We start from the raw sequence: 24,513 nt of genomic DNA, 5'->3' as shown, positions 1-24,513 counted from the left end.
GTGCCCAGAGTGGCGACACTCCGGAGTCACACGTTGCCGACCGCTTGAGCGGGAAGTAAAAGCGAGAGAGGAGAGCACTAGACCTCTTCGAGATCCGCGCATGCCAAACCTTCCATCACCAACTCATCGAGAACCTCCACCGCACTCTGAGTGGCAGATGCGGGCAACGAGGCGATAAAAGCGCCATCACCGCCGGTAACCAGTAACCGGGGCGCTCCAGCTTTTTCACCGGATACCGCTGCCAATTGGCGCAGCAACTCGCGCTGCGCCATCTCAATGGCGCCCAGTATCATTAACGGCAGTCCATGATTGACCGCCTGTTCGGTATTCATTCCCGGCGCAAGCGGCATTCCTTGGGAGAACACCTCATCGACCTTTACTGCGTCGGTGTCGCTGTACAGGGCGCGTCGCATCAATCCCAGGCCAGGCACAATGTAACCGCCCAGGTGTTGACCACCCTCACCCAGCAAATCCAGGGTGACCGCGCTACCGCAATCCACCACCAAGGCCGGCGAGGGATCTCGTGCGTAGGCCGCCAGTACTGCCAACCAACGATCCACCCCCAGACGGCCTACTTCCTGGTACGCGCAGGTTACACCGACACATTCGGGGGATACCCGGGCAAAGGCCACAGGAACGGCAAATTCCTGCTTCAACCGCATGGCGATCTGATGCGCCACCTCCGCCCCGGCAACATTGCCACAGCGAACGCGCGTTGGCCTGTGCTTAAACCAGGCATCAGGCAAGTGCTCGGCGGACCACCAGGGACCCGGCGCAAACGCCCCACGTGCAATGACTTGAGAAGCACCTGCGGGGGTGGCGCGTAGCAAGCGCCACTTGCCACGGGTATTCCCCTGATCCAACTCCAGAATCATCTCAGCCAAAATTCCACTCTCAACACGGAAACCTCAACGACCCTCAAACATGCAAAGGCCCACTCAAATAACCAATAACGGCGCGGGCAGATAGCCAATCACGACGCGGGTCGCAGGGAGACCTCACCACCATGAAACACCTGCGGCTGACCATCAATTTCCAGCACCAGTGCGCCACTGTCATTCACCCCGCGTGCCACGCCGCACCAGCGCTGCTGTGCCGATTGTACGCACACATCGGCACCAGAAAATTGATCCAGTGCCGACCAGGCCTCACGCCATGGCGCAAAACCGCTCTGGGGGTAGGCCGCCAGCATCGGTAACAGCTCATCCAGCATTGCCGCCACCAACGCATTGCGAGAGATGCCGGGCTGCACTTCCTGCAAATCAATCCACGGCTGCCCAATGGCATCGGACACCGACTCCGGCAAGCGCATATTCAAGCCAATACCGACCACCACACCACAGCGGTCGGTCAAATCCCCACTCAATTCCAGCAGCACACCCGCAAGCTTGCGACCACGACACCAGACATCATTCGGCCACTTGAGTCGCACGTCCGGCACATCAAAGCGCGACAGCGCTCTGGCCAGCGCAACGCCCACCGCGAGACTCAACCCCTCCAGCAACTGCACACCGCCATTGAACTGCCAGCCAATGGACAGGCTGACGCCGGCGGCGAACGGGCTCTGCCACTGCCGTCCACGACGACCGCGCCCGGCAGACTGCTGTTCAGCAAGCATTACCATCCCGTGGCCGCGACCACCTTCCAGCGCAGACAATACCCGCGCATTGGTCGAATCCACCAAGTCGAATACGTGCAGCCCCGATAGCAACGTCCCCGCATCCGATGCCAGACCACTGCGTATATGCTCCTCAACCAACAGGTCCAATCCACCCGGCAGGCGATAGCCGCGGCCTTTTACCGATTCCACGTGCAAACCAAAGGCCTCGAGCTTCTGCAACTGCTTCCACACCGCCGCACGGCTCACGCCCAGCGCTTCACCCAGTGTCTCTCCGGAATGCACATTGCCGTCCGCCAGCCGCTCCAACAGCGGGCGCAGCGCACCGAGCGCTTCGTTTTTAGTGGACACAGGTGAGCCAGGGAAATCAGGGGAACTCAAGCGTTTTACTCCAATGGGTATTTGGGCCAAACGGGGTTAGCGGTAGATACGACAGTAGCGACGCCCCAGAGACGTGAGGATCTCATAGCCAATGGTATCTGCGGCCACCCCCATCTGGTCCACGGTCAGGGATTCATTCAGCACCTCGATGATTTCCAGGCGCGCCCGCTGCTCCGCCGTAAGCACGGAAATATCAAACACCGAAGTATCCATGGAGACACGCCCAATCATCGGCACCTCTACGCGCCGATCACCAATGACTGCGCAGCCGCGACCACGACCGCTTTGCGCGCGCAGTATACCGTCGGCGTAGCCGCCTCTCACCACCGCCAACCAGCTACCGGCGGCAACCGTTTCGGTGGCACCATAGCCCACCGCACTGTCGGCAAAAATTTCCCGTTGCTGCAGCACCGGCAAGCGCAAATTAACCACCGCACCCATCGGGTTGGTCGCCGCAGGCGTGGGGTTAATCCCATACAGGGCCGAACCCGGGCGCACCAGATCAAAATGATATTCCTCACCGAGATAAATGCCGGAGGAATTGGCGAAGCTGGCGCGCACCCGCGGATGCAGGCTGCGCAGCTTTGCCAGCAGATCCTTAAACAAATCCAACTGCTGTCGATTCTGTGGGTGCGCGGCTTCATCGGCACAGGCCAGGTGACTCAGGAATAACTGAACATTCGCTCCGGCCAACAGCCGCTCGTCCTGCAGCAGCTGACGAAACTCAACGGTGGTCATCCCCAGCCGGGTCATGCCGGTATCGACCTTGAGCGCGCAGGGCGCTGCGATGCCATTCGCATCCGCGGTGGCCTGACACCACCGGTGCATCTGGTCCACGCTGACCAGTACAGGTATCAGTCCCTCTGCCGCACACTCCGCCTCGCAGCCAGGACGCAAACCGGTCAACAGATAGATGTGCACGGCTTCGCGCGCAGCACCGGGGTTCGTCGCGCTCTCAAACTCTTCCGCAGAAACAGACTCGAGCACTGCGCGCAATTGCCGCCCCTCGGCAAGGGTGGCAACAAAAAACTCCCGGCACCCGGCACGGTAGAGGGCCGGGGCAACCTGTTCGATACCCAGGCCATAGGCATCAGCCTTGACCACGGCACCGCACCGACTACTGTCGGCGAGCCGAGAGCGCAGCGCGCGATAGTTGGACGCGACCGCACCCAGGTCAATTCGCAGCAGCCCTTCGCATTCCTGTTCCGATATCGTCACCGATTACCCCAACAAACTCTTTTCACACTCGCACAATGGGAGCCACCTACGCTGCCGACAGCAGCGATTCCCGCCGCAGCGCTTTGGCGCCCAACAAGACTGCAGCCACTACACACAGCAAAGTGACGGCGGAACCCGCCAGCATCGCCGGCACAGAAACCACTTCGCCGACCAACAAATCCTTCAACCACTGCTGATGACTTACCAATGGCACCAGCTGCCAACTCCCTTCCAGGCTCACCTGCGCCATATCCAGCGCCATCAGCAGCACCAGCGGGGCGATCTGCAGGATACTGAGCTGGGTCTGCGCATCTTTGAATGACTGCGAGCGCAGGGCCAACAGAATCTGCAGCACGGCCACCAGCAGCGCCAGGGGCAACAGCAGCAGCCCCATAGTGAAAACACCAGACAGGGTGGTCGCCTGCTGGATACCCAGTTCTGCCAGTGGCATCAGTGGCATTAATAGTACCAGTGCGGTGATGGACATCAGCGCGCCCAACCAACCCAGGCTCGCCACAGCCAGCATTTTCGCCGTGATGATCTGCCACGCGGCCAGCGGCTGCAACAACAGCGTTTCCAAACTGAGGCGCTCACGCTCCCCCGCGGAGGTGTCCACAGATGTCGCCAGGCTGGCGACAAACAGAGTGAGAATCAGCAGCCCCGGAACCATCGCCAGCAACAATGCACCTCGCGCCGACGGAGTACTCACATCCCGCACCTCCAGCTTCCACGGCGCCAGCACCTGGGTAGCAACACCACGTGCCACGAGACGCTGGGTGACCACCAATTGCTGCAGTGCGGCGAGCCGATCCTGCAGCTGCCGCTGTGCGCGGCCGCTACTGGTATTGGATGAATCCACATATACATAGAGTGGCGGAGCAAGAAAGTCCCGGTAGCGCTGATCAAACTCATCGCCGACAACCAGAACCAGTTGGTACCCCTGCCCCAGCAGGCTACGCGGCTCGCCATCGTCGAGACTGACCACCTCAAACCCGGGCCCGTCCAGCTTTTCGGTCAGCAATGGCGCCTGCGCACCTCCGAGTACCGCAACCCGGGTTACTTCCTCGGCTTTCTTCTTGATCATGAAGGTGGAGCCTCCCGCGATCATCGCAGGAAACAGCAACGCAAAGCTCACCGCCATAATCAGGGCACGCCGATCGCGCCAGGCCTCTAAAAACTCTTTGCGCAACAACGGCAGCATAAGTTTGAGCTGCAGCATCGCTTTAGCATTTCCTTTTGCACCACGCATCAAACCACCTCCTCGGCCATCCGCGTGCGCTCACCATACGCCAGCGCCACGAAGCTATCCTCGAGATTTTCGCTACCGGTCTCTGCAATCAGTTCATCCGGCGCCCCGCGACCGACGATCCGGCCTTGCGACATCACCAAAACGCGATCCGACAGCTCCGCCACTTCCGGCATCACATGGCTGGAAAACAGAATCGCGGTACCCGCCGACCGCAGGCGCAACAGGGTGCGGCGCAACAGGCGTACTGCGAGGACGTCGAGGCCCCGTGTGGGCTCGTCGAGAATAAGATGCTTTGGCCTGTGCACCAGCGCCCGCGCCAGCGACACTTTCATCCGCTCCCCCTGGGAAAACCCGCCCATGCGCCGCCGCCACAGGCTCTGTAATTCAAGCTCCTCACACACCGACGCCAGCGCAGACTTGAGCGCAGCCCCGGACAAGCCCTGCATACGCGCAAAAATATCCAGATACTCAACCACGGTAAGACGCTCATAGAGTCCCTCGCGATCACCGACCACGCCCAGCTGGCGGCGCACACCTTGCGGTTCCCGAGCCGGGTCGATACCACCTACCAACACCTGCCCGGTTTCCGCACGCAACAATCCGCACAGGATGCGCAAACAACTGGTTTTGCCGGCGCCATTAGCGCCAAGCAGTGCCGTAATACGCGCATCCGGAACCTCAAAACTCAGGTCCCGCAGAACCGGCTGGCCGGCGAACGACTTGCTGATACCCTGCACCTGAATCATGGCTGCGCCTCCTCTGCTGAGGCCGTAGCCTCACTCTCCGGATTAAGCCGAGGCTTTGTTTCTTGTTGCAACTCTTGTCTCAGCTCTTGTCTCAACGAAGGCCCAAACATACCGGCCATAAACGGCGGGCGCTGGATATCGGCGATACACGCCTGATCCAGCGGCAGGCCGCCGCCATTCAAGAATTCTTCCATCAAATCGGGAATGCAACCGCGCGCACTGTTGATGTGACCACCGCCCTGAACAATCAGGTGCTGACGATTTTCCAGGTAGCCGAGGTCCCGTTCGGCATAGAGCGGTGGCGTGATTGGATCTGCGCTACCGGATATCAACAACACGGGATGTGAGCGAGCCTCGCTCACCGGATACTCCCGCGAGGGAACCGGCCATTGCGCACAACCGCGTACAAATGGCTGCACAAACGCATCGCCGAGGAAGGTACCGGCGGCATCCGCGAGGATTTCATCGCGCTCCATACGGCTCACTTCTTCGGCGCAGGCCACAGAAAACGTAAGCCCCATCGCCATACTCTCCTCCAGCCTGGCAAACAGCCCAACGATACCGGACAGCGGCAACAGATTGCCTTTGGCTGCCTGGTCGATCGCGAACGGCAGCTGTGCCGCCACACTGGGGTCATACAACGCGGTGCGCACCGCATTGGCCAGCATCCAGCGCTCGACCGGCTCTTCCGAGGGGAGACCGGTGAATGGGTCTGGGAAACTGACTGCGCTGGCCCGGTCCCAGCTCTGCAATATCAGATCCAGCGCACCGCGCCAGTCGCCGAAACCGCGACAAACCGGGTCCGCAGCACAATCTTGCTGCAGCTGCACCAGCGCGGCTTCCGCGGCCTGCGCCGTGAGGAAAACCTTGCTGTCGATGGGAGCGACCCCATCCAACACCAGGCTTTGCAGGGACTGCGGATACCACTGCTGGTAGAGGAGTGCCGTGCGTGTGCCCCAGGAACCGCCCCACAGACTGATCTTTTCGTGCCCCAGCACCTTGCGCACCTGCTCAAGGTCTTCCACCGCCTGACGACTGGTGAGGGCCAGTGGGCGCTCGGGGTTCGCTTGATAGCAATCGGCCAACAGCTCGACAAAGCGCTCTATATCGGCCGGGGGCGAGTCGCTCAGACCACAATCAAATACCTGAGAACGCCCGGCACCGCGCCGGTCAACGAACACCAGGTCCCGCTCGCGGTTGATCTTGCGTAGCGGGTTAAGCAGTTGCACCAGATCGGAGGATGCCTGCCCTGGCCCGCCGGCGAGCAGATATAACGGCTCGCGACGGGTGTCGCTCAGTGCCGGCGCCACCAGTACGGTCAGCTCCGCCGCTTGCCCCACCTGCAAACCGGTTACCGGTATCGAATAGCAACGCAGCGCATCCGCCCAGCCACTACCGTGGCACAAAGTCGGTTGCAGTGTGTCGGCACTTGGCAAACCTTCTTTGCCGGCCTGAGTTTCGGCCGGCTGGGCAAACACCGTTGCCCCCGCGAACAGGCACAGGGCCGCCGCTATCCGTCGTTTCATTTCCCTGGTCCTTCGTTGCAGCTTCATCCGTGATTGGCTCTCCGGTACCGATGCATCAATGTTCATTGCCGCAGTCTACCGAAGTTTTTGCCCCATCGCTGCGCTATGCCCCCACAAGGCCGTGGCGTCAGCTAGCGCCGAATGGTATTGTTTGCGGTCGCTTGATTACAGAACAACCACTGCGAACCCGCCGAAATGAGCTTTTCAGACAGAGAGAAACAACTGGTAAGGGCTGCTTTTGCCTGGGGCCAGATCACCCAGAAAGAAGGCTATACCCTGTCTGACCTGGAAATTGAAAAATCGGTACTGTTCCGCCGCCTGCTTGCGGGCCGGCCGCCTCTGGCCTTCCCCCCGCCCCTGCGCCACGGTTTCCCCTGGTATGACGTGATCGAAGGCCGCAGCGAACACGTGGTCAGCGCATCCGAAGCATCGCCCGAACACAGCTTTATTGCCCCCGGTAGCAAGCCGGGAGATACCTACATTCTGATCGACGGCGCCTTCTGGCGCGTGGCGGAAACTCTGCGCGAGCGCGAGGATTATCTGGTGGAATGGGGTGAGTATCCGATGCAGTGGCGTTTGCAGAAGCAGTGGGAGGTCAACTACGAAATGACCCAGCAACTGCACAACTTCCGCCAGCAAAACCCGGATGCCAACGTGGATCTGGCACCTGGCAGTGGCCAGCGCGAGTACAGCGAATTCCGCGTGGACGACGATCAGACGGTATGGCTTTCCGAATGGCACCTGACCCGTATCGGCCTGCCTGGCTGGGTGTGGGTTGGTAAAGCGGTGGATACGGAGCCTGCAGACCTTGAGCTGGCGCCCATCTGCCAGGATCAAGGCGGCCCTCTGGTACTGGGCGTGGCCGGCGCCGAGCGCGGCCCGGGCTGGCTGCGTATCGAGCAGGCCGATGGCGATTCGCGCTACATCAAGTTGGGTGAAGACCTGGAATACAAGAAGGTAATTGCTTCAGCGGTTACTGAGTTCGACCGCCTGCTGCAAGCTGTGCGCGGTGAAGTGCTGGAAGTAATGGATCGCCGCGGCGACGATGTGCTGCGCGGCTATCAGGTGCCCATGCACCTGGCACCGCTGGAGCACTTTGATTTTGCGGATGTAAATTACGACCTGGTGCCGGATAACGCCTACAACGGGTAATGCCGGGCACCAGTTCAATCTTGACTCTCGAAAGCTTGAAGCATTTCCGATGGCGGCACTGCCACCGGGAGAAGTTTGCGAGACACAAGCTAGGCGCCCCCCCTAAACCCATCCCTGGGGGTTCTTCTAAAACATCCCTGTTTTAGAAGGTCTCGCAAACTTCTCCCGGCGCCAGCACCTTTGCACCTAACATCTGCACTTCGAATCAAACTCAGCTAACGAAGCAGCAAATTTTTGGCGGAAGATACGCGACCGCAATTAATCCACATCCCGCCCGCGCCCAGAGCGCAGCAGTTCAAACCACTCTTCCCGATCCAGCTCAAGCTCCAGAGCAGACAGCGCCGCTTCCAGCCGCTGTGGGTTACCGCTACCCAACACCGGGATCATGTTCGAGGGATGCTTCAGCAACCACGCCAGTGCCAGCTGCATAGGCCCATCTTCGGCGTTCAGGCCGCGTGCCGCGCTCAAGCGTTTAAGCTCCTGCTGCACGCGCACTGCATCTTCATCGGTTCCGCTAAACAGGCGACCGCCGGCAAACGGTGACCAGGCCATGGGGATAACGCGGTGTTGCTGGCAGTGGTCCAGCTGGCCATCGAACATCGCTATCGAGTGCAACAGTGACGCTTCGATTTGATTGGCCACCAGCGGCGACGACAAGCGCGATTGCAGCAGGTCAAACTGATGGGGCAGGAAGTTGGATACGCCCAGCTGCTTTACTTTGCCGTCTTGCACCAGGGTTTCCAGTACCTCGGCCAGCGCGTCGGCATCCATCAGTGGGTCCGGGCGGTGTAGCAGCAACAGGTCCAATTGCTCCACACCCATATCGCGCAGGCTGGTCTCAACGGCCATGCGCACGTGGGCGGCACCGGTATCGTAATGGTTGATGCGCGCCCCGGACGCTTCACCGGCAAGCCGGATACTGCACTTGCTTACCAGCTCCATGCGCTCGCGCAGCTGCGGCTTCAGGCGCAGCGCTTCGCCGAAGAACTGCTCGCAGCGATAGTCGCCGTAAATATCCGCCAGATCAAACGTGGTCACGCCCAGATCCAGCATGCGCTCGAACAGGGAAACACGCTCGGCCGGTGAATAGCCCCAGTCGGTGAGACGCCATAAACCGAAAGCAATGCGGGAAAGAGAAAACTCGGGAGCGAGAGAGGAAGAAACGCGCTGCATAAAAAAATCCGCTGGATCAAATAGATTCCAGCGGATTTTCACATAAATTGCGGGGCGAATGGTCCTCCCCCGCTGAGGCTTACCCTGGCCTAGGGCAGCTGCAGGGTTTCCGCGATATCGGCCCAGGAAACCAGCTTAAAGTTCTGGCTCGCACTGGGCATACGATTGCGGCCGTCTTGCACCACCAGCAATCCCTGTGGATATTGAGCGCCAAGTGCCGCACTGGAAACTTCCAGGCCGTCAGTTTCAGAGCTGCCATCCAATCCCTTGTCCAGATTGATATCTACCTTGAAATGGCCCACAAACTCACTGCCATCGCGGTTAAACAAGGCATAGCTGTTGTTGCCCTGACTGGACACCACCAGGTAGCTCTTGTCCGCGGCGTGATAGAAACCCATGCCTTCCACATCTGCCGCCAAGCGCTCGCCATCCACCGGAGCAATCAACTGCGGCCTGGCCTCGCCAGCGAGGTATGCGGCAATGTCCAACCGCCAGATGCCACCGTCTTCTTCACCGAAGAACAGCATCTGCATTTCGTCATCCACCACGCAGCCTTCCACCTGGCTGGCCACTTCCAGTGAAGCTACCTTGCGCAGGCTCCAATCCACATTGCCGGTGCCCGGAACAATCTGCAGCAGCTGCACGGCACCTTCCTTGTCAGACACCCAGGTCATCAGGTCGGCACCTTTGCGGTACACGCACAGACCGTAGGGGTCTTCCATTTCCAGGTTGCGCAACCCCAGGTATTCCACTGCACCCGCAGCGGTAATGCCGAACAGGCTGACGCCCGGATCGGTGCGATTGGTGGCCGCAGCGATAGCGACAAACTTGCCGTGCTGCATCGGACGCAGGTCCACGTTGTTTACCCGACCGACCTCAAAGTGCTCCACCAGCTTGCCGCTCAGGTCGTACACGCTGAGACCACTCTTCTTGTCGGTACCGAGGATCAGGCTGGCGCTGGGCTTGGCCGGATTGACCCAAATTGCCGGGTCGTCGGCGGCATCGCCACCGGAAGCGACCGGCGCGGTCTGGCCGCTGGCGCGCACGCGCGGTATCTCGACCGGGCCGCGGAACGCCTGCAGCTCTTCGGGTGGCTGCGGCAGGGACACCGCAAAGCGGTGCACCTGATCGCTCTCTTCCTCCAAGGCCAGCAGTGCTTCACCCTGCACCGCTGCAGATACTGGCTCTATGTCGGCAAGCGCTTCCACAAACAGCGGCCCCTTGGCGGGATCGTTGATATCAAAGGCCATGACTTTTTCTGCGACGGTCAACCACAGATTGCCGTTGACCTCATCCAGCCACAGGCCACCGAATTCGCCCTTGGGCAAATCACTTGCCGCGATAAACACCTGGCGCGCCTCATCCATTTCCGCATCGGCATTCAGGCTCCAGATGCCCAGGGGTGGCTGGGCAACCAGTAACTTGCCCCTGCGATCATCAACGACGCAGGAAGAAACCTGCTCGCCAAAATACAGCGGCCGCAGGCCGGTAAACGTCCAGGCTTGTTCACGGGGGTGTACCACATACTCGTGACCAAGGCCGGTTTCATCAATCGCGAACAGATGCGTGCGTCCCGCCTGCGAAGAAAAGCACATGGCTACTTGCGGGGCGCTCGTCGCCATCGCCGCCAGGTAGCGAATCCGTGGGCTGTCCTCTTCCACATCCAGCAGGCGCAGCTGTAGTTCTCCATTGTCCTCGTCGTAAACGGCAATCAACCAGCTGTCTTGTTCCAGTGGATGCAAGGCGAAGCGCTCTACGGTGCCGCCATCCAACGCAAGCTTTTCGTTGCCTTCCTTGTCCACCAGAACCAGGCCGCGCTTCTCGCTGGCCAGTAACAGGTATTCATTTCCACCCAGGGAAAGTGGCGCCAATTGGCTCGATACAACATCGGTGAGTGCCAGCTGGTGCTCCGCGGCGATGCCTTTAGGCGTCGCCGCCTCTTTGCCAATCTGCGGTCCACACGCGCTGATCAAGGCCGCGGCGGCCAATGTGCTGAACAGTTTTAACAAGGTTTTACACGCCATAATTCATTCGTTTTGCAGGTTCTTACTGTGCAGGCTCGGTCTAATTTCCTGAAAGACCGCGCCAGTGCATTGGCCAAAATACGCCGCTCCCGTGACGGGAATGTGGTAAACAGATGACCAATGAATCCCATGTAAAAAAATAGCAGAAAGCCCGAGTGCTCCAGGTACTCCTGCAGCGCCCAGGCTTGCTGCTGTGACCTCCCGCACTAACTCTCCGCGGAGCAGTTAGCACAAAGAGATCGCGAATAGCTCTTTATTAGAAAGTACTATAGGTCACGCCCAGTACATAGGCAGGACCGTACTCTTCGTACTGGCCGTTGTAGCCGCGTCGATTGGCGTAGAAAGCTTCATCGGTCAGGTTGACCGCGTTGAAGAACACCTGCATACCATTTTCAAAACGGTATTTGGCGGACAGGTCCACCTGCATGTGGGTGTCTTCGTAGAGATCGAAGGCTTCGTCTTCCAGATCCACTTCCAGCAGGCGCTCGCCCTTGTACGCCGTGGACAGGCGCAGGCTCAACGCATCGCGCTCGTAACCGACGATAAAGTTGGCCACCAGATCCGCTTGCGACGGCAACGCAACCTTGTTGCTACGCTCGGCGTCGCCACCCAGGCCCAGGTCCGCTTCGGAGTCGGTCAGGGTGGCGTTGGCGCGCAGCAGGAAGCCATTGTCGAAGCCGCGGGTCCAGGCCAGTTCGGCGCCACTCAGGGTGGCCTTGTCGCCATTCATCGGCTGCAAAATTTCCGCTTCATCCACGGTCAGGCTGCCCACATACATGCTGTAGTCGGCAACGCTGGACACATCGACCGTCACTACAAAGTTTTCGATCTGCTTGTAGAACGCGCCCACAGAGAACATACCCAGCGCGTCTGCGTAATACTCGAAGGAAGCGTCGAAGTTGCGCGCCTCATAAGGGTCCAGCAGCGGGTTACCGGCTTCCACCTTCAATTCACCTGCGTCGTACTCGATCTCTGCCGGAGACGGGTTCAACGCGCCAAAGGACGGGCGGGACAGGGATTCGGTGTAGGCTGCGCGCAGTACAATGTTATCGCTGTAATCGAACTTGACGTTCACGCTCGGGAACAGCTTGCTGTAGTCGTTAGCGTATTCCACCTCGGATACATAGACGTCTTCCGCAATTTCTACTGCGCCGGGGATCGCTTCACCGGCCTCAACCACGCGGTAGCCCTGAGCGGAGAAGTCCGTCGCCTCGTAGCGCACACCGTAGACCAAGTTGGCGCGGCCGAAATCGATATCGTTCATCACGTAGAGCGCAGAGATGTCTTCGCTCATCACGTAGTCGCGCGCGGAATCCAGTGCGGTATCGGTTTCATCAATTTCGAAACTGGCCAGGTTCGCATTAATGAATGCGTTGATGGCGCCTTTGCTGGCGCTCGGGCCGAAGGTACCCAGATCGTAATCGATGCCGTTAGCGGCGAAATCGGCGAGGGTGTAGTCACCACCGAAGCCGTCATAGATGGTGGCATTAAGGTCACCGGTTTTTTCCCGGCGGCGCTCGTGCAGGCCGAGCTTCAATTCAGATGGATTGCCAGCCACTTCGATATCGCGACGAATATCGATACGCAAGCTAACTTCTTCATCATCGGTGTAGTTGTCTTCGATGACGATCTCGTCGAGCTCGTAGCTGGCGGCATCCATGGCGTTGGCATCCGTAGCAAACATTTGCGGGATCTTGCCCGCGCTGGTGTAGCCCAGCTCCAGACCTTCCTGTACGAAAGTGGTGTCGCGGCGATGGGGTTCAGACTCTTCCGCATGGGAATAGCCCAGTGCGTATTCCACACCCCAGGTATCCATGTCGTGTGAACCACCGGCAACCAGTGACAGAATTTCCTGCGCTTCGTAACGGTCTTTCAGCTCTTTCTCCAACGCGGCGTCCGACCAGGTCGCGGAGTTTGCAGAAACGCTGGAAGGATCATCATTCTCTTCATCCAGCTTGAAAGAATTACGCTGGCGCTGCTCGTCATCGGAAAAATCGGAATACAGGCTGTGCAGATACACTTGCTGGCCTTCGGCGACTTCCAGATCGAAGTTCGCGGCGAGACCGGTACGCTCGCGGGTCACGGTGTAGTCGCGCTGCTCGATTTCCGCAGCGGTGATGCCTTCACTACCATCCAGCGCGGCAAACTCTTCCCACACGCCGTCGGTTTCGATGTTCTCGGAACCGAAGTTACGCTCCTGGTGCGAAGCGGCAACAGCAACACCCAGGGTGCGACCGTTCAAGTCAAATTTATTGGTGTAAGTGCCGGCGAACTTCGGGCTGTTTTCGCCCTGCAATTCGCTATAGCCATTCTCAATGCTCACCTTGTAGGTCTGGCCGTCGTAATCCAGCGCGTTGATGCTCTTGATTTCGATGGCACCACCGATGGAGTCAGCGCTCATATCGGGAGTCAGGGTTTTGAACACTTCGAGGCTGGCGAGAAGGTCAGCGGGAATAACATCGAGAGCAACGGCACGGCTGTCGGTTTCCGGCGCCGGCAGGCTCATGCCATTGATGGTGGATGCGTTCAGGTTTGGATCAATGCCGCGCACACCGACAAAGCGACCCTCGCCCTGGTCGCGGGAAATAAACACACCCGCCATACGCTGTAGCGCTTCGGTGACGTTAGCATCCGGCAGCTCACCGATCGCTTCAGAGGTTTGCACGGCAACGACTTTATTGGATTCACGCTGGCGCTCGATATCACTGCGCGCGTTGGCGGCCTGCGCGGTGACCACTATGGTCTCCATCAATTCGCCTTGCTTTTCTACGCCAGCATTCGGCACTTCCTGTGCGCCTGCATTGACACTGATTACCGCAGCCGCAAGCGGCGCCAGCATATTCAAATTAAATACCGTCTTAGTCATAGTCCCCGTTCCCGTTGGAGGTGGTTTTTAAACAGAAGCAGTTGGGCGACCGGTAATCTGGCGTGTAAATCCAAGTCCGATCTTTTGGTTTGCGAGCGCAGGCTAGACTCGGGATGTGAATCTTGCGTTACGTTTTTTTTAAATTTGTCATATTGCGCCGCTAGGCTTGGTTCCGAACGTGACACAAGCCAGAAGGATTTAGCGACAAATCAGCTTCTGGCGCCACGCTAGACCCGCGACTGGACCCGCGACTGGCCCCGAGAGTGGGCCCGCGAGGAAAGCAAAATAATTTTTGGTGAACAATTTATGACAGACCACAAACACGGCGACCGGGCGCCACACAACGCTCAGCGCAGGGCGCTGCTGAAATCAATCGGCGCTACCGCAGCGGCGACCGCCGGTGCGGGCTTGTTGCACGGCTGCAGCGACAAAAGCGGTGCCCAAAGAACAGCGCAAGGTGCACACAACCTCAGCTTCGCGGAAATTCCTCATGGGCTGGATTCCAAACATCACCTGCCGGATGGCTACAGTGCGGACCTGCTACTGCGCTGGGGGGATTCTCTGGATGCTTTTGCCGGTGCCTTCTCTCCAGATACCCTCGATGCCGGCGAACAATCCCGCCGTTTTGGTTACAACAACGACTTTCTTGCGTTTATGCCACTGGATCCCGACGCAGTTCCCGGCGAAGGCGACAGGCACAACCTGAGCAACAACAGCAAACGTGGCCTGCTCTGTGTAAACCACGAATACACACAGCCGCATTTAATGTTCAGTGGCTACACCGAACGAAGCTCGAATCGTGGCACCAGCCACGCGCATATCGCGGTGGAACAGCAAGCCTGCGGGCACAGCATTGTAGAAATTGAACAGACTGCAGAAGGGTGGCAGGCAGTACTGGGGAGCCCCTATAACCGGCGTATTTCTCTCACCACCGAAATGGTAATTGTCGGTGACGCTGCCGGTGACAAACGCCTACAGACCAGCGAGGACCCGAGTGGTACGAAAGTTTTTGGCACTGTGGGCAACTGCGCGGGTGGCAAGACCCCGTGGGGAACGGTATTGATTGCCGAGGAGGGTTTTGGCGGTGCATTCCAGGGCGACCCGGACAATGTTGCCGACGAGGTCGAGGCACGCAATCACCACGCGTTTGGCATCGAACCGGAAAACCGCAACTGGGGCGACTACGATCGCCGCTTTGACATCACCGCGGAACCGAATGAGCCAAACCGCTTTGGCTGGATGGTGGAATTCGACCCCTACGACCCGAAATCCACGCCGCGCAAGCTCACCGGGCTCGGCCGCTTCGAACACGAAGGGTTTACGGTAGTCAGCAAACCCAATGCACCGGTGGTGGCGTACGGAGGCGATGACGACGAGTACCAGTTTGTGTATCGCTTTGTGTCTAAGAAGAACTACCTGCCCCGCAATAACGCCCATAACCGCGACCTGCTCACGGAAGGCACCCTGTATGCCGGCCAGTTCCGCGAAGGCGGTGGTGGAACCTGGTTGCCGCTGATATTCGGACGGGGTCCACTGACGCCGCAGAATGGGTTTCGCAATCAGGCAGATGTCCTGATCGACTGCCGTCGCGCCGCGAAGCTTGTTGGTGCTACGCCGATGGACCGCCCGGAAGATGTGGAAACCAACCCGGTGAACGACTGCACCTATGTGATGCTGACCAAAAACAAGAAGCGCAAGGCCGGGGAGGAAAATGCCGCCAACCCACGTGCGCGCAATACCGCCGGACATGTACTGGAGATTGTTCCCCCGGGACGAAACGGCCAGCGCGATCACACAAGCGACACCTTCCGCTGGAATACTTTTTTGCTCGGCGGCAACCCCAATGCAGAAGATCCCGCCGAGCGCGGCGCCTACGGACAACAGCCCGGCAACATATCGCCACATGGCTGGTTTGCGAACCCGGATAACGTTGCCTTTGATAGCAGCGGCAATATGTGGATAGCCACCGATGGTTGCGAGGACTTCGGCTTCCACGATGGCCTCTGGGCCATGGCGACCGAGGGCGAACTGCGCGCAGCGCCCAAGCACTTCTTCGGCTGCCCGGAGGGCGCAGAAATCTGCGGGCCGGAGTTCACCCCGGACGGCAAAACCCTGTTTGTCGCGGTGCAGCACCCGGCAGATGTGGATAACTCAACCTTCGACAACCCACTGCACCGCTGGCCGGACAACGATCCGGACCTGCCGCCGCGGCCATCGGTACTGGCCATTCGGCGGAATGACGGCGGCACTATTGGCAGCTGATGTGATACTTCGTGCCGTGCACTTGGCTAGTATTTTTTGAATACCTGTGTAGTACAGGTGCACGACACTCAACGCCATCAAAGGAACTGCCAGGATGTTTTTGCTGACAACATGGAAGAGCATAAACCGCACACTTGGCAAAGGAGCGTTGCTGCTGACAGCGCTCCTTATGAGTGCCTGCTCAGATGGATCCCGCGACGAAAACGTAACTACTGACGCAGTCACTGTGGACAATGGCGCGCAGGTCCAACTGAATGGGTCTGGCGCTAGTTTCCCGTTTCCAATTTACGCGAAATGGTTCCGAGGCTTCTCCCGTTCAGAGACGGGTGTGCAGGTGAATTACCAGCCGAATGGCAGTAGCGCGGGCATTCAGGACTTCATCGCTGGCGTGGTGGATTTCGCGGCGTCCGATGCGGCGATGAGCGACGGCGAAATCGCCGAGGTAACGCAGGGTGTCGTGCTGTTACCGGTGACAGCGGGAGAGGTGGTTCTCGCCTACAACCTGGAGGGTGTCGACGAATTAAAACTGCCGCGCGATGTTTACCCGGAAATATTCCTGGGTAACATTGACCACTGGCAAGACCCAAGAATCATCGCGGCGAATCCCAACGTTGTGCTGCCAGACAGTGAAATTACCGTAGTCACACGGGCAGACGCATCCGGCACCTCGTATGTATTTAGCGGCCACCTGAGCGCCATCAATGACAATTTCCAGTCTGCGGTAGGCCACTCGACCACACCCACTTGGCCTGGCGGCGCCAATTTCGTATCCGCGCCAAAAAACGACGGTATTGCCGCAGAAATCAAGCAGACGCCGGGTGCAATCGGTTACGTAACCTATGGCGTCGCCAAACTGACTGACCTGCGGGTAGCACGGCTGGAAAACAAGGTGGGCAACTTCGTCTCGCCGGGCCCTGCGGCCGGTGGCGCTGCGCTGGCCGGTGCGCAATTCCCTGCCGAAACCCTGCCGGACAGTACAGTGCCAAACCTGATTGCATGGGTACCAGACCCAACCGGCAACAGTGCTTACCCAATTGTCAGCTTCACCTGGCTACTGGTATATGTGGATCAAGACAACGATAAGGCAGCCGCCATGCGCAGGCTGGTGGACTATATGCTAAGTGATGAAGCGCAGGCAGAGGCGAATGCGCTTGGTTATATTCCTCTGCCGCAGAACGTGCGCGAGAAAGTGCGCGAAGCCGCGCAGTACATCAAATAGCGCTGCGGCTAGGGAAATAGCGCTGCGGCTACGGAAAATAGCCCCGCGGGCTACGGAGACTTCAAAAACTTTTCAGCCACCGCCGCAGTGCCTGGCGGCGCCAGAGCAGCAACAGCACCGCAATCGCTGCGTAAATCGCCGGCTCAATCCAGCCACTTTTCACCGACCACCAAAAATGCCAACACACCAGACCAGCGACCACGTACAACAGGCCGTGTAGCTTTTTCCAGTTGCGCCCCATCTTTCTCAGCAGCAATGGAAGCGATGTGATCGCGAGCAGCAATAGAATCAACCAGGCAGTAAAACCCAGCAGGATATAGGTACGTTTGACGATTTCCTCGCCGATCAGCGACCAGTCAAGACCAAGTTCCAATACCAGCCACGCGCTGAAATGCAGCGTTGCCCAGGCAAAACACCAGAGCCCCAGGGGCCTGCGCAGTCGATTCAACTGGCCGAAGTTCAGGCTCTTCGCCAGCGGTGAAATCAGCAGCGTGAGCAGCAGCAGTCGAATGGCGCCCATTCCCAGATAGTGGATCAACTCCTTAACAGGGTCACCACCCAAGCGCCCCTGATTAATGGCCACAAACAGCCATAAAAGTGGCAGCAGGGCACCGAGATGCACCGCCACCTGCAACAGAATGGCAAGCGGCTTTTTCCACTGTGCCGTCACTAGTAAAACTTCCTGAGATCCATATTGCGGTACAGGGACGCGACCTCCTCCCCATAGCCATTAAAGGGCAATGTGGGCTGGCGCTTCACCGCAAACAGGCCGCCCTCGCCAATAAACCGTTCACTGGCCTGGGACCAGCGCGGGTGGTCCACCTGCGGGTTCACGTTGGCATAAAAGCCATATTCCTGCGGCAGCATCTTGTTCCAGCTGGTGGGCGGCATCTGTTCCACCAGTTTGATTTTGACGATCGACTTGATGCCCTTGAAACCGTATTTCCACGGTACTACCAAGCGAATCGGTGCCCCGTTCTGCGGGGGCAGAGTTTTGCCGTACAGGCCAACAGAGAGAATGGTCAGCGGGTGCATGGCCTCATCCATGCGCAGGCCTTCCACATAGGGATAGTCGACACCGCCGCCGATATAGCGATTGCGTTGGCCCGGCATCTGTTCCGGATCGTACAGGGTTTCAAAGGCGACAAACTTGGCGCGACTGGTGGGCTGGAAGCGCTTTAAAAACTTACCCAGTTCGAACCCCACCCAGGGAATGACCATGGACCACGCCTCCACACAGCGCATGCGATAAATACGCTCCTCCAGGCCGATCTCATTCATCAGTTGCCACACGTCCACCGTTGCCGGCTTTTCCACCTCGCCTGACACCTGCAGCGTCCAGGGTTCGGTACGCAAACCCTGACTGTTCTTCGCCGGGTCGGTTTTGCCGGTGCCAAACTCGTAAAAGTTGTTGTAGTTGCTCACCTTGTCTTCCGGGGTGAGCAGCAGGTCGGGGACAGGTTTTTGCGGAGTAAATTTCAGCGGCTTGCGCGGCGCCTGTTTAGGCTCATCCTTGCGACCAAACAGGTCCAGCCCCATAGCTTTCTCCCCCACACCGGCGCCGGCCAGTACACCACTGGCAGCCAGTCCCTTGATCACACTGCGGCGTGATACGTAGGCCGATTCCGACGTGGAGTGGGCTTCGCTCAAGTCACTGGGGGCGGGCTTCTTAATCAGCACGGTGGCATCCTCGGGTTAGCAATTCGGGAGTTTGCTGTTGTTCTGTCGCAGACAAGGAAGAATTCTTACATTGCGCGGCAGATTCAATGACCGTATACGCAATACAGGCCCGATCAGCTCAGAAAGAATTGCTGGATACCCAGCAGTACATTGGTCGTTGCGACCGACGCAAGAATAAGCCCCATTATGCGACTGACAATACTCGCGCCGGCATCGCCGATCCAGCGGTAAATCCAGTTCGCGGTGAGTAACAGCAGCAACACAATACCCAGCACCGCGAGCATCGCGCTGGCGGTATTCACCTGGTGAATGGGGTCAAAACGGTGGTTATCGGTCAGCACGACCGCCGCCAGCATGGCACCGGGGGAGGCAATGGAGGGTACAGCAAGTGGGAATATCGCGGTTTCGTGGCCCCCGCGGATAATATCGACCTCCTGCTCGGGTTTGCTTTCACCAAAAATCATGGTGAGAGCGAACAGGAACAGTACGATACCGCCGGATACCTGAAACGCGGACAGCGGCACGCCAATGGCCTCCAACAAGTACTGACCGGCCAGTAAGAAGAACAGCAAAATGCCCGCGGCCACCGCTACCGCAAGCAGGGCAATCTTGCGACGCTGCCATTCGTTGTGGCGACTGGTCACGGCAATAAACACCGGCAGGGTGCCTACCGGGTCGATCACTGCAAAGAAAAAGACAAAGCTACTGAGCCAATCGTCCAAGTGATCTCCTGCAAGCCCGTGCTAGTATCGGAAAAATATGGGAGAGGCTTCCAACAGAGTTTAGTGCATGACAAACCATTCCCCGACCGCGCGCCGTATCGCCAAAACCATCCTCAATGGCTTTGACGCCTATTTCGCGGATTTTCAGAATATGACCCTTGGGGCAAAAGCCCGGTTTGAAAAGGCCGCGTGGGACGCGGTGCACGAGACCAACAAGGAGCGCATCGACCTGTATAAGACCAAGGTCAATCAGGTCCTCAGGCTGGTGCACTCGGTCACCAGCAAAGACACCACGCAACTGGAGCTCTGGGGCCAGGCCAAAGCCACCTACAGCCAGCTCATTGCCAACAACAACAATTATGAGATTGCCGAGACCTTCTTCAACTCGGTGTTCTGCAGCCAATTCGATCATGCGCATATCCACGACAGCCATATCTTCGTGAAATCCTCGCGCGCACCGGACGAAAAGCCTCTGCGCGACTACAGCATTTACATCAGCTACAACGGTCAACATGGCCTCGAAGCCATGATTGAAGACATCCTGGCGGACTACAGTTTTTCCATTCCCTGGGAAGATACCGCGCGCGATCTGCGCAATGTCTGCGATGCCTTGCGCAATGGGCCACTGGCGGGGCAGCTGGAGTCACTGGAGGACGAGCACCGACTGCGTGTCGACATGCTGGAATCGGTTTTCTACCGCAACAAGGCCGCCTATCTGGTCGGGCGACTGATGTTTGGCGGTGAGGTAATCCCGCTAATCCTGCCGTGTCTAAACAATGGCCGTGGCGGCATCTTTGTCGACACCCTGATCTACGACAACGATTCCACCAGTATCATTTTCAGTTTCACCCGCTCCTACTTTATGGTGGACGCGCCGATTCCCTCGCGATTCGTGCGCTTCCTGTCCACCATTATGCCGCTCAAGGAAAAGTCGGAGCTGTACAACTCCATCGGTTTCCACAAGCACGGCAAAACCGAGTTCTATCGCCATGTCATTGCCCACATGAAGACGAGCAACGACAAGTTTGTGATCGCGCCGGGCATCAAGGGCATGGTGATGAGTGTATTCACGCTGCCGTCTTACCCGGTGGTCTTCAAGGTCATCAAAGACAAATTCGATAACCCGAAAACGGTGACCGAGGCCATCGTCAAAGAGAAATACAAATTTGTATCCCGCGCGGACCGTGTGGGGCGCATGGCGGACACCCAGGAATACACCAACTTTATTTTTTACCGCAACCGCTTCAGCGAGGAGCTACTGGCGGAACTGCAGGAACTGGCACCGTCAAAACTGCTGGTGGATGACAAGTGGATCATCATCAAGCACCTGTATGTCGAGCGGCGCATGGAACCGCTCAACCTGTATCTCGACGACGCGAGTGACCAGCAGACCATTGAGGCCATGGAGGAATATGGCAACGCCATCAAACAGCTGGCGGCGGCGAATATTTTCCCCGGCGACATGCTGCTGAAGAACTTTGGTGTGACCCGCCACGGGCGCGTGGTGTTTTACGATTACGACGAGTTGTGCCCGCTGACCGAGTGCAATTTTCGCAAGATTCCCGAACCCCAGACCACCGAGCAGGAGCTGGCAGACCGGCCCTGGTACACGGTGGACGAGGCCGATGTATTTCCAGAGGAGTTCCGCCTGTTTTTCTCCGGCAACCCGGTGGCGCGAAAGGCCTTCGAAGACCAGCACAGTGACCTCTATGACTACCGCTACTGGCAGGGCCTGCAGGAGCGCATCCGCGCCGGACGGGTGGAGAGCACCTTCCCGTATCGCCGCAAGATCCGCTTCAAGCGCCCTTCGCGCAAGTCGAACCACTGACTTTAAAGTCGCCGTTTAATCAGCCTCCCAGTTCGCACGCAGAGGGGAAAAAAGCCCGCTAACAGCGACTATAGTTAGAGGAGCGGATTGATACCGAGGAGGTAGGAAGTGCGGTATTTCAGCGGTAGCGCACTGTGCGCGGGCCTGACGTTGTGGGGCGTCACATTGACTGGTTGCGGTTATCTCCCCAGCGAAATGGACGGCAAGCCAAAAGCCGCCCAGGCCAAGCCCCAGGACGCCACCACTGAGGTGTTCAACCATGTCGCCAGCTGCGGTACCCGTGCCAAGGGCTACAAGCTACTCTCCTTCAGCGACCTGTATGTCACCACCAACGATCCGCGCTTTCCCTTCCAGCGCGCCAGCAACCTGCCCGGCAATTTTGATGTCCGCGCCTATGTGTGGGGCTTCCAGAGCTGTGAAAGTCTCAGCGACTGCAATAGCGGTGACCACTACTGGCTGATTGGACGCGGACCCGGTGATGACTTTTCCACCTGGGTAGTCACGCCCCAGTTCCCGCGCATTACCATCAGCTCTTCCTGCCGCAACAAACTCAAGGTCGGTGAACGCTACCGCTTTTCCTTCAGCAACGGCCAGCTCACAGGATTTAGCAGGAACTAAACTGCGCGATTCTTTAGATAGCGGTAAATCGCATCCTGAGAGCGCACATTGCGTTTGCTGTCGCGATTGGCGATGCGACTATTGGTCTGCGCTGCATCGAGCACCCGCGCCTTCTGATTATCCTGCCACTGCAGCTCCAGAATATTCATCACCGTTTCCCGGTGTTCTGCGGCCAACAACGGGAAGGTCACCTCTACCCGGTGGTCCAGGTTGCGGGTCATCAAATCCGCCGACGAGAGATACACTTGCGGGTCGCCGCCATTGTGGAAGGCATAGACACGCGCATGCTCAAGGTATTTGTCCACCAGGCTAATTACCTGGATATTGTCGGACAGCCCCTTCTGCTGACACTGTAGCGCGCACATGCTGCGCACGATGATCCGCACCCGTACACCCGCCAGATTGGCGCGGTACAGGTAATCCACCACTTCGCGATCCACCAGATTGTTACATTTGATGAATATTTCCGCCGGCATACCCGCCTCGGCCGCGGCAATCTCACGATCGATCGCCGCGAGAATATTCGGCCGATTGCTGTGGGGCGAACTCCAAATATAGTGGTAGTCCGGCTGCAGGTGCGGTTGCTTGATAAAGTCGAACACCCTGTAGGCGTCCTTCCCCATTTGGCTATCGCTGGTGAGCAGGCTGAAGTCGCAATAAATACGCGCGGTACTTTCGTTAAAGTTACCGGTGCCGAAATGGCTGTAATAGCGATCGATGCCATTTTCTTCGCGCACAATAGAAATCAATTTACAGTGCACTTTGAGGCCGGGTACACCGTAGATCACCTCCACGCCCGCATCACTCAACTCATTGGACCAGTGAATATTGGCCTGTTCGTCGAAGCGTGCCTGCAGTTCCACCACCGCGGTAACTAGTTTCTGGTTGCGCACGGCATTGATCAGCGCCGCGACTACCCGCGAGTTTTTTGCCACGCGATACAGGTTAATGCGAATTTCGCGCACCTTGGGGTCAATGGCCGCCGATGCCAGCAGCTTTGTGATCACGCGAAAGTCATGATACGGGTAATAACACAGGCGATCACGTTCATTCAGCCAGTCAAAGATATTGGCACTGTCCGGCAAGGTGGGCAGCGGCTTGATCGCCCGGTAGGTATGCTGTTTGCTGTCCGCCGGAAAGCTCATAAAGTCTTTTGAGTTGTGGTAGCGCCCGCCCGGGGTATAGCTGTCGTAGCGCCCCATCTTCAATTTCTTCTTGATCAGCTGTAGCAGTACTTCCGGCATGGTGGAGTCGTAAACCAGCCGCACCGGCTCCGCCTGCTTGCGTTTCTTCAGGGATTTCGCCACACGATCGAGAATGTTCTGGGTCACATGTTCACCCAGTTCCAGATCGGCATCACGACTGATTTTGAAGGTGAAGGCGGCCGCCTTTCCGATCGGCAACACATAGCGGAATACTTCCACCAGACAGGCGCGAATCACATTATCCAGAACGATATAGACCTTCTCCTGCTTGCCTTCCCGATGCGGAATCGCAATAAAGCGCGGCAGGATATCGGTGGGAATTTCCAGTGCAGCAAAGCGCAGGCTACCGTCTTCCAACTCCAGGTAAATGCCGAAGTAAATGCTCGCTTCATTCAACAGCGGCATGGTGTCGCGATCGTCAATAAAGAAGGGTTCCAGCTCCGGCAACACTTCGCGGTGGAAATACTCTTCCACATATTCACGTTGCTTGGGCGTGAGCTGACGCTCACTGATCAGGTGAATATTGTTCTTACCGAGGTCCTTCAGCACCTTGTTATAGGCGTTGCCAAAGCGGGCATGCAAACGCGCCGCCATCTCATTGATATTGATCAGCAGTTCGGAAAAACTTTCTTTCTTTTTACTGCCTTTGGTAAACGTGGCCAGGCGGCGGACATCCGCCACACGAACCCGGTAGAATTCGTCCAGGTTGTTGGAAAAGATGCCAAGAAAACGTACCCGCTCAATCATTGGCACGCTTTCATCTTCCACTTCCTGCAGCACACGTGCATTGAAAGAAAGCCAGCTGAGCTCTTTGGGATATAAAGGGGTGTCGTTTGCCATACTCTTTACTGCATTTGCCGGGGAAGGCATACCTGCACAGCGCGCACGAGCATTCGCAACGCCCGGTGACAGTGCAAGATTATTGGGTTTCAAAACGGTACCTTCCAACTGTACCCCCATTGAAGCCATAGTTCATCGACCGACAGTTTGCTACATTTTTATTGCAACCAATTGACACCCACAACC

The 24,513-nt window shown here is 58.0% G+C and carries 18 protein-coding genes; 5 read left to right on the top strand and 13 right to left on the bottom strand.

Translation table 11 applies throughout. From position 1 onward, the window contains the following. Positions 1-77 precede the first annotated feature (77 nt). From LCM31_RS15495 to LCM31_RS15470, 6 genes are all read right to left on the bottom strand, one after another. The gene (locus LCM31_RS15495) at positions 78-875 is read right to left on the bottom strand and encodes a type III pantothenate kinase (protein ID WP_224871761.1); all 798 of its coding nucleotides are present in this window, start codon (positions 873-875) and stop codon (positions 78-80) included. A 98-nt stretch (positions 876-973) separates the two neighbouring features. Next, on the bottom strand, positions 974-1,969 hold the full coding sequence (birA, locus tag LCM31_RS15490; RefSeq protein WP_224871600.1) for a bifunctional biotin--[acetyl-CoA-carboxylase] ligase/biotin operon repressor BirA: 996 nt from the start codon (positions 1,967-1,969) through the stop codon (positions 974-976). 66 nt (positions 1,970-2,035) lie between these two features. Continuing rightward, positions 2,036-3,217, bottom strand: coding sequence for an alanine racemase (gene alr, locus LCM31_RS15485; protein WP_224871598.1), 1,182 nt, complete (start codon positions 3,215-3,217; stop codon positions 2,036-2,038). Between the two features lie 46 nt (positions 3,218-3,263). Beyond that, positions 3,264-4,436: an ABC transporter permease gene (locus LCM31_RS15480; protein WP_224871596.1), complete on the bottom strand. Its 1,173-nt coding sequence runs from the start codon at positions 4,434-4,436 to the stop codon at positions 3,264-3,266. 29 nt (positions 4,437-4,465) lie between these two features. Further along, positions 4,466-5,212, bottom strand: coding sequence for an ABC transporter ATP-binding protein (locus tag LCM31_RS15475; RefSeq protein ID WP_224871594.1), 747 nt, complete (start codon positions 5,210-5,212; stop codon positions 4,466-4,468). Then, positions 5,209-6,738 carry an alpha/beta fold hydrolase gene (locus tag LCM31_RS15470; RefSeq protein ID WP_224871591.1) on the bottom strand — a complete coding sequence of 510 codons (1,530 nt, stop codon included), beginning with the start codon at positions 6,736-6,738 and terminating at the stop codon, positions 5,209-5,211. Before LCM31_RS15470 ends, LCM31_RS15475 begins: the two co-directional genes overlap by 4 nt. 195 nt (positions 6,739-6,933) lie before the next feature. Between LCM31_RS15470 and LCM31_RS15465 the strand changes: the two genes are divergently transcribed. Then, positions 6,934-7,890: a hypothetical protein gene (locus LCM31_RS15465; RefSeq protein WP_224871590.1), complete on the top strand. Its 957-nt coding sequence runs from the start codon at positions 6,934-6,936 to the stop codon at positions 7,888-7,890. Between the two features lie 258 nt (positions 7,891-8,148). Here the strand turns inward: LCM31_RS15465 and LCM31_RS15460 are convergent, their stop codons facing one another. The 3 genes from LCM31_RS15460 to LCM31_RS15450 form a co-directional block, all read right to left on the bottom strand. Next, positions 8,149-9,063 carry an aldo/keto reductase gene (locus LCM31_RS15460; RefSeq protein ID WP_224871588.1) on the bottom strand — a complete coding sequence of 305 codons (915 nt, stop codon included), beginning with the start codon at positions 9,061-9,063 and terminating at the stop codon, positions 8,149-8,151. Positions 9,064-9,152: 89 nt separating this feature from the next. Further along, positions 9,153-11,087 (bottom strand): phytase, encoded by a 1,935-nt coding sequence (locus LCM31_RS15455; RefSeq protein WP_224871586.1) that lies wholly within the window; start codon positions 11,085-11,087, stop codon positions 9,153-9,155. A gap of 256 nt (positions 11,088-11,343) precedes the next feature. Beyond that, on the bottom strand, positions 11,344-13,953 hold the full coding sequence (locus tag LCM31_RS15450; RefSeq protein WP_224871584.1) for a TonB-dependent receptor: 2,610 nt from the start codon (positions 13,951-13,953) through the stop codon (positions 11,344-11,346). Positions 13,954-14,259: 306 nt separating this feature from the next. Between LCM31_RS15450 and LCM31_RS15445 the strand changes: the two genes are divergently transcribed. Beyond that, positions 14,260-16,215 carry a PhoX family protein gene (locus LCM31_RS15445; RefSeq protein ID WP_224871582.1) on the top strand — a complete coding sequence of 652 codons (1,956 nt, stop codon included), beginning with the start codon at positions 14,260-14,262 and terminating at the stop codon, positions 16,213-16,215. 169 nt (positions 16,216-16,384) lie between these two features. Further along, positions 16,385-17,434, top strand: coding sequence for a phosphate ABC transporter substrate-binding protein PstS (gene pstS, locus LCM31_RS15440; protein WP_224871580.1), 1,050 nt, complete (start codon positions 16,385-16,387; stop codon positions 17,432-17,434). Positions 17,435-17,495: 61 nt separating this feature from the next. Here the strand turns inward: pstS and msrQ are convergent, their stop codons facing one another. From msrQ to LCM31_RS15425, 3 genes are all read right to left on the bottom strand, one after another. Continuing rightward, positions 17,496-18,104, bottom strand: a complete 609-nt coding sequence (gene msrQ / locus LCM31_RS15435; protein ID WP_224871579.1) for a protein-methionine-sulfoxide reductase heme-binding subunit MsrQ — start codon at positions 18,102-18,104, stop codon at positions 17,496-17,498. After that, positions 18,104-19,114: a protein-methionine-sulfoxide reductase catalytic subunit MsrP gene (gene msrP, locus LCM31_RS15430; protein ID WP_224871577.1), complete on the bottom strand. Its 1,011-nt coding sequence runs from the start codon at positions 19,112-19,114 to the stop codon at positions 18,104-18,106. The genes msrQ and msrP overlap by 1 nt, the downstream gene beginning before the upstream one ends. Positions 19,115-19,227: 113 nt before the next feature. After that, positions 19,228-19,836, bottom strand: a complete 609-nt coding sequence (locus LCM31_RS15425) for a MarC family protein (protein WP_224871575.1) — start codon at positions 19,834-19,836, stop codon at positions 19,228-19,230. Between the two features lie 67 nt (positions 19,837-19,903). Between LCM31_RS15425 and aceK the strand changes: the two genes are divergently transcribed. Further along, the gene (gene aceK / locus LCM31_RS15420; RefSeq protein WP_224871573.1) at positions 19,904-21,664 is read left to right on the top strand and encodes a bifunctional isocitrate dehydrogenase kinase/phosphatase; all 1,761 of its coding nucleotides are present in this window, start codon (positions 19,904-19,906) and stop codon (positions 21,662-21,664) included. 108 nt (positions 21,665-21,772) lie between these two features. Further along, positions 21,773-22,282 carry a hypothetical protein gene (locus LCM31_RS15415; RefSeq protein ID WP_224871571.1) on the top strand — a complete coding sequence of 170 codons (510 nt, stop codon included), beginning with the start codon at positions 21,773-21,775 and terminating at the stop codon, positions 22,280-22,282. Here LCM31_RS15415 and ppk1 read toward each other — a convergent pair. Continuing rightward, positions 22,279-24,420 (bottom strand): polyphosphate kinase 1, encoded by a 2,142-nt coding sequence (ppk1, locus tag LCM31_RS15410; protein ID WP_224871569.1) that lies wholly within the window; start codon positions 24,418-24,420, stop codon positions 22,279-22,281. The two genes, LCM31_RS15415 and ppk1, sit on opposite strands and share 4 nt — an antisense overlap. Between the last annotated feature and the right edge of the window lie 93 nt (positions 24,421-24,513).

The sequence above is a fragment of the Microbulbifer agarilyticus genome (genome assembly GCF_020171345.1).
Taxonomy (GTDB): Bacteria; Pseudomonadota; Gammaproteobacteria; order Pseudomonadales; family Cellvibrionaceae; genus Microbulbifer; species Microbulbifer agarilyticus_D.
Note: the sequence above shows the minus strand (reverse complement) of the source record. Positions and strands in the feature narration are given on the sequence as shown.

Excerpts from the sequence above, each read along its gene's own strand:
- LCM31_RS15495 (WP_224871761.1), bottom strand. The coding sequence starts at position 875 with ATGATTCTGGAGTTGGATCAGGGGAATACCCGTGGCAAGTGGCGCTTG.
- LCM31_RS15480 (WP_224871596.1), bottom strand. The coding sequence starts at position 4,436 with ATGCTGCAGCTCAAACTTATGCTGCCGTTGTTGCGCAAAGAGTTTTTA.
- aceK (WP_224871573.1), top strand. The coding sequence starts at position 19,904 with ATGACAAACCATTCCCCGACCGCGCGCCGTATCGCCAAAACCATCCTC.
- LCM31_RS15475 (WP_224871594.1), bottom strand. The coding sequence starts at position 5,212 with ATGATTCAGGTGCAGGGTATCAGCAAGTCGTTCGCCGGCCAGCCGGTT.
- pstS (WP_224871580.1), top strand. The coding sequence starts at position 16,385 with ATGAGTGCCTGCTCAGATGGATCCCGCGACGAAAACGTAACTACTGAC.
- LCM31_RS15470 (WP_224871591.1), bottom strand. The coding sequence starts at position 6,738 with ATGAAACGACGGATAGCGGCGGCCCTGTGCCTGTTCGCGGGGGCAACG.
- LCM31_RS15465 (WP_224871590.1), top strand. The coding sequence starts at position 6,934 with ATGAGCTTTTCAGACAGAGAGAAACAACTGGTAAGGGCTGCTTTTGCC.
- LCM31_RS15455 (WP_224871586.1), bottom strand. The coding sequence starts at position 11,087 with ATGGCGTGTAAAACCTTGTTAAAACTGTTCAGCACATTGGCCGCCGCG.
- LCM31_RS15445 (WP_224871582.1), top strand. The coding sequence starts at position 14,260 with ATGACAGACCACAAACACGGCGACCGGGCGCCACACAACGCTCAGCGC.
- LCM31_RS15460 (WP_224871588.1), bottom strand. The coding sequence starts at position 9,063 with ATGCAGCGCGTTTCTTCCTCTCTCGCTCCCGAGTTTTCTCTTTCCCGC.
- LCM31_RS15450 (WP_224871584.1), bottom strand. The coding sequence starts at position 13,953 with ATGACTAAGACGGTATTTAATTTGAATATGCTGGCGCCGCTTGCGGCT.